We start from the raw sequence: 13,216 nt of genomic DNA, 5'->3' as shown, positions 1-13,216 counted from the left end.
GGACCGTTTGATTGTCGACAATCCTACCCATAGGCTGTGCGATACGTAAGACTTGGATACGCGGACCTTCGGGTCTGCCAGGACCGGAGGCGGCCATGCCCGGCAATCTGCTGCGACCCGTGGTACAGGAAACCACCCCGTCCTTGTTGGCCCGGCAATTGCGTCAAGCCATCGGTGCGGGCGAGCTGGCCCCCGGCCAACAACTCAACGAGATGGAGTTGAGCCGCGCCCTGGGCGTGAGTCGGGGTCCGTTGCGCGAGGCCATGCAGCGCCTCACCCAGGAAGGCCTTCTGCTCAGCGTGCGCAACCGTGGGGTGTTCGTCACGCAGATCACCGACGACGATGTCCGGGACCTCTATCTCGCCCGCGGCGCCGTGGAGCGCGCGGCGGCCGCCCGGGTGATCACGACCGATCCGGAGGCTGCGGCACAGCGTCTGGGTGAGAAGGTCGAGGCGATGTCCCGGGCGATCGATCACGGGGACACCGCATCGCTCACGGAAGCGGACGTGCAGTTCCACGCGTTGCTCGTGGAACTCTCGGGCAGTCCCCGTCTGATCCGCATGCACGACACCCTCATGGTCGAGACCCGCATGTGCATGACCGCTCTGGAAACACGGTACGCGTCGCACAGTTTCCGCTTGGAGGAGCACCGCGAGATCACGGAGGCCATCGGGGCGGGCGACGCTCCCCGCGTGGACGCGCTGCTGCTCGAGCACATGCGCGACGCCGTGATGCGGTTGACCTCGAGCGACGACTGACCCGCCCCCAGCTCAGCCGCGCGGCACGGCCACGTACTTGTACTCGAGGAACTCCTCGATCCCCACGCGCCCGCCCTCGCGTCCGAGCCCGGACGCCTTGACGCCGCCGAACGGTGCCGCGGGATTGGAGACGATGCCCGTGTTCAGGCCCACCATCCCGACCTCCAGGGCGTCGCTCACGCGGAAGCTGCGATCCACGTCCTGGGTGAACAGGTAGCCCACGAGTCCCCACGGCGTGTCGTTGGCCAGTTCGAGCACCTCGTCCTCCGAGTCGAACGGGATCACCGGCGCAACGGGACCGAAGATCTCCTCACTCATCAGTTTGGAGTCCGGGTCCACACCGTGCAGCACGGTGGGGTCGTAGAAGAATCCGGGCCGGTCCGGGCGGGAGCCGCCGCACTCCACGGTGGCGCCGCGGGCCACGGCGTCGGCCACAAGTTCCTGGACCTTGTCGAGCGCCTTGGCCTCCACGAGGGGCCCGACGTCGGTGCCGTCCTGGGCGCCGTCGCCCACCGAGAGTGCCCCGAGCCGTTCGGCGAGCTTCCGGGAGAACTCGCTCATCACCGAGCGGTGCACGAACAACCGGTTGGCCGCGGTGCACGCCTCCCCCATGTTGCGCATCTTGGCCGCCACGGCGCCGTCCACGGCGCGATCCAGATCCGCGTCCTCGAAGACGATGAACGGGGCGTTGCCACCCAGTTCCATCGAGGAGCGCATCACGTGCTGCGCCGCTTGTTCCAACAGCCGCACGCCCACCTCGGTGGATCCGGTGAAACTGACCTTCCGGGCGATCCCGCTGGACATCCACGGGCCCACGACCGAGGACGCCTTCTTGGTGCACACCACGTTGAGCACCCCGCGGGGCAGTCCCGCTTCGATCAGGATGTCCACGAGGGCCAGCGAGGAGAGCGGGGTGAGGTTGGCGGGCTTGAACACCATGGTGCACCCCGCGGCCACGGCCGGGCCGATCTTGCGGGTGCCCATGGCCAGGGGGAAGTTCCACGGCGTGACCAGGACGCACGGCCCCACGGGCTCCTTGGACACCATGATCCGGTTCTTGCCGTCCCCGGTCATGGTCTGATCACCGCCGATCCGCACGGCCTCCTCGGAGAACCACCGGAAGAACTCGGCGGCGTACGCCACCTCGCCCCTGGCCTCGGCGAGCGGCTTGCCCATTTCCGTGGTCATGACGAGGGCCAGTTCGTCCTGGCGCTGCATGATCAACTCATAGGCTCGGCGGAGGATCTCGCCGCGCTCGCGCGGGGGTGTGGCCGCCCACTGCTTCTGCACGCGTCCCGCGGTCTCGATCGCGCGCTGGGCGTCCTCCGGGCCGCCGTCCGCGACCGTGGCGATGACCTCCTCGGTCGCGGGATTGACGACGTCGAACCGGGCGCCGGAGGCGGCCTCACCCCATTGGCCGTCGATGAACGTGCCCGTGCTGACCTTGGCCACCGCATCGAGGGCGGCCCGGGAGGTGCGGTGTTGGGTGGTGTGTGCGCTCATGGGATTTCCTTCGTCGGTCGTGGGTACATGTCGGAGGGTGTCGGTGGGCCTGATCACGCGGTGCCCGATGGCTGGGGTCCGGTCGCTGCGGGTCCGGGGTCCAGGATCTGTGCGATGTGCAGGCCGCGAGCGCCGGGATCCACGTGGCCCACCTGCATCGCGCACGAGAACCCGTCCGTGAGAACGGCGGTGTCCGGTGCGGCCGCGCGCAGTGCCGGCGCCAGGGACGTCTCGGCCACGAGCATGCTGACGTCGTAGTGCTCGACCTCGAAACCGAAGTTGCCCGCGACGCCGCAGCACCCGTTCGCCTCGCTCACCTCGGCCACTCCCGCGACGGCCAGGGCCCTGCGCTGGGTCGCGGGGCCGAACACGGAGTACTCGTGGCAGTGGGTCTGGACCACGGCGCGCCCCGGTACCGGCGCGGCCGGTGGGGCCATGTGCCGCTCACCCGCCCACGACGCGACGTAGGCGGCGAAGCTCGTGACCCGCCGTGCCACCCGCCGCGCCTGTTCCGTGGGGACGAGTTCGGGCAGGTCCTTGCGCAGTGCCGCGGCACAGCTGGGTTCCACGACGACGATGGGGCGCTCGGACCCGTCGTCCAGCGCGGCCGCGGCACGGGTCAGTAGCTTCTTGGCGGTGCGCAGCTGTCCCGTGGAGATCCAGGTCAGCCCGCAGCACACGTCCGCCGAGCACTCCACCGCGTCCCCCGCCCCGGCGAGGACGCGCGCGGCGGCTCCGGCCACCTCGGGCCGGAAACCGCGGGTGAACGTGTCCACGAACAACACGACGTCCTGCCCACCGGGCGCGTCCGCGACGTGGGCCCCGGCGGGAGCCAGAACACCGGGGCGCTGGGAGGGGACACCGGTGCGCAAAGCGGGCCGAGCGGTGTCGTCGACCTCCCGGCGCCACTGCCCGGAACGGGCGAATCGCGGCAGGGCACGGTGCGGGGTGAGGCCGCCGAGCCGTGCGGCGAGTCCGCGCAGCGGCGTGGCCAGGATCGTATTGACGAGCGGCGCGATCCGCCCCGCGATCCCGAGCCACCGCGGCAGCCAGCCCAGGGAGTAGTGGGAGCGCGGTCGGAGCCGGCGCGCGTAGTAGTGGTCGAAGAACTCGGACTTGTAAGTGGCCATGTCCATCCCCGCGGGGCAGTCCGTGGCGCACGCCTTGCACGAGAGGCACAGGTCCAGGGCCTCGCGCGCGTCGTGGGACCGCCAACCCTCGGCCACGGTCGCAGCGCCGCGGACCATGTCCTGCAGCACCCGGGCGCGCCCGCGCGTGGAGTCCTTCTCGTCCCGCGTGGCCCGGAAACTGGGGCACATCACGCCACCGCTGTCCGCGCGGCACCGCCCCACACCGATGCACCCCTGGACGGCGTGCACCCAGGGGTCGGGCTGGGCGTCCCGCCCCGATTCGCGGGCGGTCTCCGCGGCGCCGACCGGCTGCAGGTCGAAGCTCGTGCGCCACTGCCGGCCCGGGACGCCCCCCAGTGCCAGGTGAGCGTCGATCGGTGCCGGATCCACGATCGAGCCCGGGTTCAACAGCCCCTCGGGATCCCATGCGCGCCGGAACGCGGCGAAGGCCTCGAGCACCTCGAGCGAATACATGAGGGGCAGCAGCGCGGAACGGGCCCGGCCGTCCCCGTGTTCCCCGGACAGCGAGCCGCCGTGGCGCACCACCAGGCGGGCGGCGTCCCGGGTGAACTCGCGGTACACCTCGCGGCCGCGTTCGGTGCGCAGGTCGAACGTGATGCGGATGTGCATGCACCCGGCGCCGAAGTGCCCGTACATCACACCGTCCAGGTCGTACTCGCCCATCAGCGTGCGCAGCTCGGCGAGGTAGGCGGCCAGGTTCTCGGGGGCCACCGCGGAGTCCTCCCACCCCGGCCAGGACTCACCTCCCATGGCCAGCCGCGACGAGAGCCCCGCGCCGTCCTCGCGAACCCGCCACAGGTTCGCACGTCCCTCGGGATCCGCGACGGCGATCCCCTCCACCAGGCGGCCGTTCCCACCGAGTCGTGTGAGCAACTCGTCCGCCTGCCTGGCCACGGCTTCGCGCGTGTCACCGTCCAGGTCCACGAACAACCACGCATTGCCATCCGGCAGTCCCGTCACGGAATCCGGTCCGCGCCGCCACCGCATGGTCTCCACGATGGCCTTGTCCGTACCCTCCACCGCTGCGGGTGAGAACTCGAGGATCGTGGTCACGTCACGAGCGGCGTCGACCACGGTGTCGTACCCCAGGCAGACCAGCAGCGCGCTCGTGGGCTTGGGGACGAGCCGCATGCGCGCGCCCACGATCAACGCGCACGTCCCCTCGGACCCCACCAGGGCGCGGGCCATGTCGAAGCCCTTCTCGGGGAGCAGGTTCTGCAGGTGGTACCCGGACACCTGGCGCGGGATCCGGCCGAGCTCGAGCCGGAACGCCGCGAGGTGCTCGCGGGCCAGCGCACGCAGCTCGCCGCTCAGCTCGCTCGCCCGCAGCACCGAGGCGCGGTCGTCGGGATTCGTGGCGCGCAGTCCGGTCGCGGTGGCAGTGAGCCGTGCACCGTCCGCGGTCACGACGTCGATCTCGACCGTGTGATCGCTCGTACGCCCGTACCGCACGGAGTGGTTGCCACACGCGTCGTTGCCGATGGCCCCGCCCACCGTGGCGCGGTTCTTGGACGAGGGGTCCGGCGCGAAGGTGAGCCGCTGACCGGTCGCGGCCTCGACCTCGCGGGTGAGGGTCGCAAGGACCACACCGGGTTCCACGGCGGCCGTTCCCGCGCCCGGGTCGATCTCCAGGATGCGGTTCATGTGCCGCGAGAAGTCGACGACGACGCCGCTGCCCACCGCATTGCCCGCCATGGACGTCCCGCCGCCCCGACTGACCACGGGGGTGCGGGTGTCCGCGCACGCGCGCACCGTGGCCACGACGTCGTCCACGGTGCGCGGGAACACCACGGCCAGCGGACGCACGCGGTAATTCGAGGCGTCGTAGGCGTACTCGGAGGTGCGGCGCTCGGACGCGTCCACCTCCACACCCGAGCCGCGCAACCGGGAGATCACGGCGTGCTCGGTGACCGGCGCGGCCGTCATCGGCTCCCTCGGCCCCCGGTGGTCGCGCCGGACGGCGACGTGACGGCGGCCAGAGCGGCGTCGAACCGCTCGAGACCCTGCTCGATCTCGCGTTCGGTGACCACGAGCGCGGGGATCAACCGGACCACGTTGCCCGCGGGACCGCACGTGAGGGTGAGGAGGTCCTGGTCCACCGTGGCCTGCTGGACCGCCGCGGCGGTGGCGGCGTCCGGTGACCCGTCCTCGGCGGTGAACTCGATGCCCTGCATCAGCCCCAAGCCGCGCACGTCCCCGATGACCGGGTAGCGGGTCTTGATCTCCTCCAGCCCGGCTCGGAGCTGCTCACCGCGCACCCGGGAGTTCTCGACCAGGCCCTCCTCCTCCACGACCCGCAGGGTGGCCACACCCGCCGCGGCGGAGACCGCGTTACCGCCGTAGGTCCCGCCCTGGGAACCGGGCCACCCCTGGGACATGAGCTCGGTGGAGGCCGCGATCACGGAGATAGGGAAGCCGGAGGCGATGCCCTTGGCCATGATCTGGATGTCCGGGGAGGCGGTGGAGTGCTGGTGCCCCCAGTACTTGCCGGTGCGGCCCACGCCGGCCTGCACCTCGTCGAAGATCAGGAGGATGCCGTGGCAGTCCGCCCGTTCCCGCAGTCCCTCGAGGAACCGCGGGGGCGTGGGGATATAGCCGCCGTCCCCCAGTGCGGGTTCGATGAGGAACGCCGCGGTGTCCTGGGGCGCGGTACGTGTCATCAGCAGGTAGTCGAGTTCCTGCAACGCGAAGTCCACGGCGGTGTCCATGTCCCAGCCGTAGCGGTAGGCATAGGGGAACGCGGACATGTGCACGCCGGCCATGAGCGGCGAGAAACCGGCGGAGAACTTGGTCCCGGCGGTCGTCAGGGAGGCCGCCGCCACCGTGCGGCCGTGGAACCCACCCTGGAACACCGCAATGTTGGGACGACCGGTGGCCATGCGTGCCAAGCGGATGCCGGCCTCCACGGCTTCCGACCCCGAATTGGCGAAGAACAGGGAGTCCAACCCCGCGGGCAGCACCTCCCCCAGGCGCTCGGTGAACTCGAGCAGCGGCGGGTGCATCACGGTGGTGTACTGCGCGTGGATCACCTTGCCCACTTGTTCGCGTGCGGCCTCCACCACCCGGGGGTGGCAGTGACCGGTGCTGGTCACGCCGATGCCCGTGGTGAAGTCCAGGTACTCCCGCCCGTCGGTGCCGTGGATCCAACTCCCGGACGCGTGATCGACCACGACGGGAGTTGCCTGCTTGAGAAGAGGGCTCAGGGATGCCATGCGTCACATTCTCCGAGCCGGATCGAATGATTGTCAACAATCAGCGGATTGGCCTATGGTGCGATGATGACGCAGCAACGGCCATTCGCCCAACCCTCCCACGACATGCACGCATTCCCCGATGCACCCCGCGCCGAGGCCGGTCGTCCGGCTCGCGATCACCGAGGGTCCGGTGACGACGACGCCGCAGCGCACAGGGCACGACGCCGCCCCCGCCTCGTGGTCCTCACCTCCCCCGACGCGCCTCCCCTACCCAATGCTGCACGCATCGAGGACATGGTGGAGGTGGTCTACACGCACGCGGACGATCTCGAGTCCGCGCTCCCCGGGTCCAGGGCGTTGCTGGTGTGGGACTTCTTCTCCACGGCACTGCTGGACGCGTGGCCCGGGGCGACCGACCTCGAATGGATCCACGTGGCCGCGGCCGGCGTGGACTCACTGCTGTTCGACGAGTTGCGTGCCTCGGACATCACCGTGACGAATGCACACGGCGCCTTCGACGTGCCCATCGCGGAATTCGTGCTCGCGTCCGTCCTGGCCCACGACAAACAGCTCCACCGCAGCAAGCGGTTGCAGAACGAGCGGACGTGGCAGCACCGACAGTTGCAACAAACGAGCGGTCAGCGTGCCCTCGTGGTCGGTACCGGCGGGATCGGCCGGGCGACCGCCAGACTCTTGCGAGCGGCCGGCCTGCGGGTCACGGGAGCCGGGCGCACAGCGCGCGAGCACGACGAGGACTTCGGCACGGTGGTCGAGAGCAGTCGACTCGCCGAGCACGTGGCAGACGTGGACCACCTCGTGCTCATCGCGCCGTTGACGGACCGGACCCGAGGACTCCTGAACGGCGAGGTCCTCGCGAACATGAAACCCACGGCGCACGTGATCAACGTGGGCCGCGGAGCCCTCGTGGATGAGGACGCCCTGGTGGAAGCACTGCACGAGGGGCGCATCACGGCGGCATCGTTGGACGTGTTCGACCAGGAACCCCTCCCCCGCGACCATCCGTTCTGGACGATGCCCACGGTGCACATCTCGGCTCACATGAGCGGGGACGTCATCGGCTGGCGGGACACCCTGGCGGAACAGTTCGAGGCTAATCTGGTCCGCTGGCTGCGCGGCGAGGAGTGGGAGAGCGTCGTCGACAAGCAGCTGGGGTACGTGCGGGGACGTTGAGGCGGGGGCCACCCAGACGTATCAATCCTTCGGGAACGCTGGCCACACGGTGATGGCCGCCCCTGCACCACGCCGAGCCCGCCCCCGAGCCCGGACCCGCGGACCCCGGATCCCGGATCCCGGATCCCGCAGGACATCGCAGGCACACCACACCGTTGTCATGTCCCGAGAAATTTGCCGTCCACCCCTTGACGCGTGATGTGGATGACAGAAGATTTCATATCTCGCATCTTCGCGCGCTGAACCACGCCGAACCTCAGCGCCGCAGCCCGTCCCCGACCCACGAGGAGCCCACATGTCACGCGAACTCTCCACCGGAGACCCCGCCCCCGCGCTGCGACTGACCGCCCACGACGGCAGCACCGTGGACCTTGCCGACGCCACCCGCAACGGCACCGTGGTGTACTTCTACCCCAAGGCCTTCACGCCGGGGTGCACCACCGAGGCATGCGACTTCCGGGACAACCTGGCCGCCTTGAAGGGCCAGGGCTACGACGTCTACGGCGTCTCCGGGGACGACCCCCAAGAGCTCCAGCGCTTCGTCACCGAGTACCACCTGCCCTACACGCTTCTCTCCGACCCCGATCACGCCGCCGCTAAGGAATGGGGCGCGTGGGGGGGACGCACGATCAACGGCGAGACCTCCGAGGGTCCGCTGCGATCCACGTTCGCGATCGACCCGTCCGGGAACCTGACCCACGCCCAGTACCGCGTGGATGCCCAGGGCCATGTGCCCGATTGGTCTCCAAACTCTCCGACGCCTCCTGAACCGGGACGCGTCCCTCATACTCCGCGCGGGCAGTGGCCTCCTGGTCGCACGGTGACAGCGGCAGCCACCTCCGGGTGGCTGCCGTCCTGTCGTCTCCCGTCGGGTCGGTGCGAGGGCACGCCGCTGGATCACCGCGGGCCCCTGTTCGTCCCGTCATGACGACGACGCCGCGGGCCTGGCGAGAACGGCTCCGCCCAGCTCACGTCACCACGGCGCCGCGCCGGGCCATGGCCCGCGCCGCGCGCCTGGTCAGCGCCGCGTGATCAGGCCCTGCGAGACCATCAAGTCGAACGCGATGTCGCCGGGCACGTGGACCTCGCCTCCTGAGTAGACGCGCCGCTCGCCTTCCTGCTGGGCACCCAGATCACGGCGGTCCTGGACCCCGCGAACGTCACCCCTGCGCACCTGGAGCGCAGCTGACGGCGCAGCTGGCGCTCGTGCGCGTTTCCGCCTGGGCCGCCGAGGGCGGGCAGGTCACGTACCCTACTGGGATGCGCTCGCCCCGCTTGCTTCCCGCCCGCCCCGACGACCACGACGACGGGCCACCGCCCGAGAGCCGCTACCAGCACCTGGACGACCAGGCCGTGCGCGCGTCCGCGGCCGCCCTGCAGCGCAGGATCTACTCCCGCTTCCCCCAGCGCAGCCTGTGGGAGGTCTGCGGTGAGCTGATCGCCCTGGTGGACGAGGTCACCGAGGGTGGTGGCATCAGCCGGCGCCGGATCCGCACCGCCCGCGCCCTGTCCCGGCTGGGCGTCCTGGTGGTGCTGCTCGTCTTCGGCACCGCCATCACCCTGGCGGCGCTGAGCATCTGGGCGGACCCGGACGCCCTCGGCCCGGTGGACTGGCTACCCCTGCTGGAGACGGTGGTCAACGACCTCGTCTTCGCGGGCATCGCCATCTTCTTCCTGCTCGCGGTGCCGCAACGCTTGGAGCGCGCCCACGTGCTGCGCGTGGTGCACCGGTTGCGCTCGCTCGCCCACGTGATCGACATGCACCAGCTCGTGAAGGTCCCGGAGCGCCTGCCCGCCGCCAGGGTCTACACCGAGGACGCGCGGGAGGACGAACTGGCACTGACGCGCGCACAGATGACCCAGTACCTGGACTACTGCACGGAGATGCTCTCGCTCGTGGGCAAGACCGCCGCACTGTTCGCAGAGGACACCACGGACGCAGACGTGCTGGACGCCGTGGAGGGCATCGAGGCCCTCACGTCGGACATGGCGCGGAAGGTATGGCAGAAGATCGCGATCATCCAGGAGCAGGGCGGCTGACCACCCACCGCGGGGGTGCCCGCCCCGCCGTGAAGACCCGTAGAGCCGGGAGCACCGCACAGGCCATGAGGCCCGCGACCGAGGAGCAGACCCCGAAGCCCGGGACGCACGCCAGCAGCACCATCAGACCGATGGCGGGTGCCCCCTCTCCGATGCCCGCGGCCACGAGCACGGGACGCCCGAATCGACGCAGCGGGCCGCGGGTCAGCGCAAGGCCCAGGGGAAGGACGAGCACGAGGGCGATCACCGTGGCCAGCGCCGTGAGGCCCAGGTGCTGCCAGCAGGCGGCGAGGAACTGCTCGGGGCGCCGGTCCAGAAACCCTCCCACGGGTCTGCCCCCTCTCTGCTCGACACACCCAGACCCGTCGACCAGGGCTCGGCCGAGTGGTCAGGGTCGATTGGCCGCCCGAGGGGCGACGTGATGATTGGCCCATCACAAGGTGGCTTTTTGTTGACGTGCATCCATGTTTTTGTCCGGATATACTTGTGACAGTAACTATTTCTTAGGTAATATGTTGAGTATTCCGGCGGCCTCCTGGGCCGTCCCCCGACAAGGAAGTGGTTCCCGTGTCCCTGCTCATCCAGCGCCCCGATCCCCGCAGCCTGCGCCGCCGCCCGGCGGACGACCTGCTCTCCGACGGCACCACCATGGGTGCCGTGGAGCTGCTCGTGAAGGACCTGGACGGGATGATCGCCTACTACTCCACCGGCGTGACCCTGGACGTGCTGCAGCACTCCGGGGAGACCGCCGTACTGGGCCACGACGGCCGCGTGGTCGTGCGCCTGCGCCGCGTCACGGACCTGCCGTCCTGGCGCCCGAACCAGGCGGGCCTGTTCCACACCGCCGTGCTCTTCGACGACGACGACGCCCTGGCCCGCGCGCTGGCCTCGATGGCCCGTTTCGCACCGGGCACCTTCACGGGCTCCGCGGACCACCTCTACAGCCAGGCGTTCTATTTCACGGATCCCGAGGGCAACGGCGTGGAGCTCTACGCGGACCGCCCCCGTGAGACGTGGCAGCGCGAGGCGAACGGCCTGCTCAGCCTGGCCTCCAACTATCTGGACCCGAACGAGTTCTTGCGCACGAATCTGCCCCTGGAGGTGCCACAGCCGACCACGGCACCGGCCTCCACGCTGGGTCACGTCCACCTGCAGGTGGGCGACATTTCCACCGGGCGCGAGTTCTACGTGGACACGCTCGGCTTCGAGGTGATGAGCGACGCCGGGTCCGCCCTGTTCATCTCCGCCGGCGGCTACCACCACCACATCGCTTTGAACACGTGGAACAGCGCGGGCGCCGGTCCGCGCGCCGCGTCCCTGGGCCTGGGCCAGGTCAACATCGACCTCCCCACCGGCGAGGACATCGCCGCGCTGGAGGAGCGCCTCACGGACCACCGCGTAGCCACCCGCCACGACGGCGCCGTGCTGCGCTTCGAGGACCCCTGGCGCACTCTCATCCAGGTCGCGCAGGCCCCCGAGCCGGGCGTCGCCTGACACTGCCCGCCCCGTAATGTCGGCTTGCTACAGTCGCCAGGGAAAAGGCCCCGACCGGCCACCACACCACCGCAGGAGGTTCCCATGAGCCAGCACGCACCCACCACCGCACGGATCACCGGGATCGAGCAGGAGATCTTCCGGCTGAACCTGGGCGGGAACACGTTCGGGTGGACGAGCGACGAGCAGCAGTCCTTCGACGTCCTGGACACCTTCGTGGCCGCGGGCGGAAACTTCGTGGACACCGCCGACATGTACTCCGTGTGGGCCGAGGGCCACGAGGGCGGGGAGTCCGAGACGGTTCTGGGGCGCTGGTTCGCGGCGCGCGGCAACCGTGACTCCGTGGTGCTCGCGACCAAGACCGGTGCGCACCCGCGGTTTCGCGGCCTGGCCCACGACACCGTGGTGGCTTCTCTCGAGGCGTCCCTCGATCGGTTGCAGACCGGCTACGTGGACCTCTACTACGCACACTATGACGACGCGGACACGCCCATCGAGCAGCAAGTGGAAACCTTTCACGAGCTCGTGGACTCCGGGCGCGTGCACGCGGTAGGGCTGTCCAACTACTCGCCGCAGCGCATGCGCGAGTTCTTCACGGTGGCCCGCGAGCGCGGCTTGGCGGTGCCCGCGGCCATCCAGCCGCAGTACAACCTGGTGCACCGCCGCGATTTCGAGCGGGACTACGCCGCGATCGCCCGGGAGTACGACGCTGCCGTGTTCCCCTACTTCGCCCTGGCCTCCGGCTTCCTCACGGGCAAGTACCGCACCACCGAGGACCTCGAAGGAGCGGCCCGCGAGCAGATGGCCCGGGAGTACGTCTCCCCCGAGGGTTTCGCGGTTGTGGAGGAACTGGTCTCCGTGGCGGACAGGCACCGCGCCGAGCCGGCCACCGTGGCCCTCGCATGGCTGCTCGCCAAGGGCGTCACCGCACCCATTGCTTCCGCATCCTCCGCCGCGCAGCTGTCCTCGCTGGTGGCGGCGCCCGCACTGCACCTGGGCGCGGACGACATCGCCGCACTGGACCGGGCGTCGCACCCCTTCGCGTGAGGGGGACGCTGGGTGCACGCAGCACACGCCGCGCGGCGGCGTCGTGATCGTGTCGCTGACAGCGGAACCGGCGGGGACACCCTTGCCAGGGAAAGTGCCGCGGTGCCACAGTGGAACCACCAACCAAGAGAAAGGATTCTCGACAATGGCTGAACTATCCGGCAAGAAGATTCTCGTTCTGGTGACCAACCAGGGCGTGGAGCAGGACGAGTTGAAGGTGCCCCTGGAGAAGTTGCGGGCCGACGGGGCGGAGGTCACGGTGGCCGCCCCCGAGACCGGCGAGGTGAAGTCCCTCGTGGGCGACTGGGACCGGGGGGAGACCTTCCCCGTGGACCAGACCATCTCCAGCGTCAACGAGTCCGAGTACGACCTGCTGCTGCTGCCCGGCGGCACGCTCAATGCGGACGCCCTGCGCCTGAACGAGGACGCGCAGGAGATCGCGAAGTCCTTCGCGTCCTCCGGCCGCCCAGTGGCCGCCTTGTGCCACGGCCCGTGGCTGCTCGTGGAGACCGGCGTGGTGGACGGCAAGACCCTCACGTCCTACGCGTCGCTGAAGACCGACATCACCAATGCCGGCGGCAACTGGGTGGACCAGGAGGTCAAGGTGTGCCCCGCCAACGAGTGGACCCTGATCACCTCCCGCGACCCCGGTGACCTTGAGGCCTTCGTGGGTGCGATCAAGGAGCAGTTGAGCATCTGACCCCGTCTTTGCACCGACGCACAGTGGGGCCCCCCCGCGCCGGCCGGGGCCCCCGCGGGGGGGGGGGGGGGGGGGGGGGGGGCGCGGGGCGGGGGGGGGGGGGGGGGGGCGCGGGGGGGGGGGGGGGGGGGGGGGGGG

11 protein-coding genes are annotated in these 13,216 nt (G+C 70.2%); 7 read left to right on the top strand and 4 right to left on the bottom strand.

Annotated elements, in window-relative coordinates; genetic code table 11:
• Positions 1–95 precede the first annotated feature (95 nt).
• Positions 96–758: a GntR family transcriptional regulator gene (locus A5728_RS12905; protein WP_064847449.1), complete on the top strand. Its 663-nt coding sequence runs from the start codon at positions 96–98 to the stop codon at positions 756–758.
• Positions 759–770: 12 nt separating this feature from the next.
• Here the strand turns inward: A5728_RS12905 and A5728_RS12900 are convergent, their stop codons facing one another.
• The 3 genes from A5728_RS12900 to A5728_RS12890 are packed head-to-tail and all read right to left on the bottom strand — an operon-like array spanning position 771 to position 6,624.
• Positions 771–2,261, bottom strand: coding sequence for an NAD-dependent succinate-semialdehyde dehydrogenase (locus A5728_RS12900; protein ID WP_064847448.1), 1,491 nt, complete (start codon positions 2,259–2,261; stop codon positions 771–773).
• Positions 2,262–2,314: 53 nt separating this feature from the next.
• Positions 2,315–5,338: an FAD-binding and (Fe-S)-binding domain-containing protein gene (locus A5728_RS12895; protein ID WP_064847447.1), complete on the bottom strand. Its 3,024-nt coding sequence runs from the start codon at positions 5,336–5,338 to the stop codon at positions 2,315–2,317.
• The gene (locus tag A5728_RS12890) at positions 5,335–6,624 is read right to left on the bottom strand and encodes an aspartate aminotransferase family protein (RefSeq protein WP_064847446.1); all 1,290 of its coding nucleotides are present in this window, start codon (positions 6,622–6,624) and stop codon (positions 5,335–5,337) included. The genes A5728_RS12895 and A5728_RS12890 overlap by 4 nt, the downstream gene beginning before the upstream one ends.
• A gap of 105 nt (positions 6,625–6,729) precedes the next feature.
• Here A5728_RS12890 and A5728_RS12885 point away from each other — a divergent pair, with 105 nt between their 5' ends.
• The 3 genes from A5728_RS12885 to A5728_RS12875 all read left to right on the top strand — a co-directional run bounded on the left by A5728_RS12885 (position 6,730) and on the right by A5728_RS12875 (position 9,837).
• Positions 6,730–7,797, top strand: a complete 1,068-nt coding sequence (locus tag A5728_RS12885) for a D-2-hydroxyacid dehydrogenase (RefSeq protein WP_082943493.1) — start codon at positions 6,730–6,732, stop codon at positions 7,795–7,797.
• A gap of 295 nt (positions 7,798–8,092) precedes the next feature.
• Positions 8,093–8,725 (top strand): peroxiredoxin, encoded by a 633-nt coding sequence (locus A5728_RS12880; RefSeq protein ID WP_064847445.1) that lies wholly within the window; start codon positions 8,093–8,095, stop codon positions 8,723–8,725.
• Positions 8,726–9,057: 332 nt separating this feature from the next.
• Positions 9,058–9,837, top strand: coding sequence for a hypothetical protein (locus A5728_RS12875; protein ID WP_064847444.1), 780 nt, complete (start codon positions 9,058–9,060; stop codon positions 9,835–9,837).
• On the opposite strand, the gene A5728_RS12870 is transcribed toward A5728_RS12875, so the two are convergent.
• Positions 9,815–10,165, bottom strand: a complete 351-nt coding sequence (locus tag A5728_RS12870) for a hypothetical protein (RefSeq protein ID WP_064847443.1) — start codon at positions 10,163–10,165, stop codon at positions 9,815–9,817. The genes A5728_RS12875 and A5728_RS12870 overlap by 23 nt on opposite strands.
• Positions 10,166–10,395: 230 nt before the next feature.
• Between A5728_RS12870 and A5728_RS12865 the strand changes: the two genes are divergently transcribed.
• From A5728_RS12865 to A5728_RS12855, 3 genes are all read left to right on the top strand, one after another.
• Positions 10,396–11,331, top strand: a complete 936-nt coding sequence (locus tag A5728_RS12865; RefSeq protein WP_082943484.1) for a VOC family protein — start codon at positions 10,396–10,398, stop codon at positions 11,329–11,331.
• An 84-nt stretch (positions 11,332–11,415) separates the two neighbouring features.
• The gene (locus A5728_RS12860; protein WP_064847442.1) at positions 11,416–12,378 is read left to right on the top strand and encodes an aldo/keto reductase; all 963 of its coding nucleotides are present in this window, start codon (positions 11,416–11,418) and stop codon (positions 12,376–12,378) included.
• A 145-nt stretch (positions 12,379–12,523) separates the two neighbouring features.
• The gene (locus A5728_RS12855) at positions 12,524–13,078 is read left to right on the top strand and encodes a type 1 glutamine amidotransferase domain-containing protein (protein ID WP_064847441.1); all 555 of its coding nucleotides are present in this window, start codon (positions 12,524–12,526) and stop codon (positions 13,076–13,078) included.
• Positions 13,079–13,216 lie beyond the last annotated feature (138 nt).

This window comes from Kocuria sp. ICS0012 (assembly GCF_001665945.1).
Lineage (GTDB): Bacteria > Actinomycetota > Actinomycetes > Actinomycetales > Micrococcaceae > Kocuria > Kocuria marina.
This window is presented reverse-complemented; position numbering and strand designations above follow the sequence as displayed.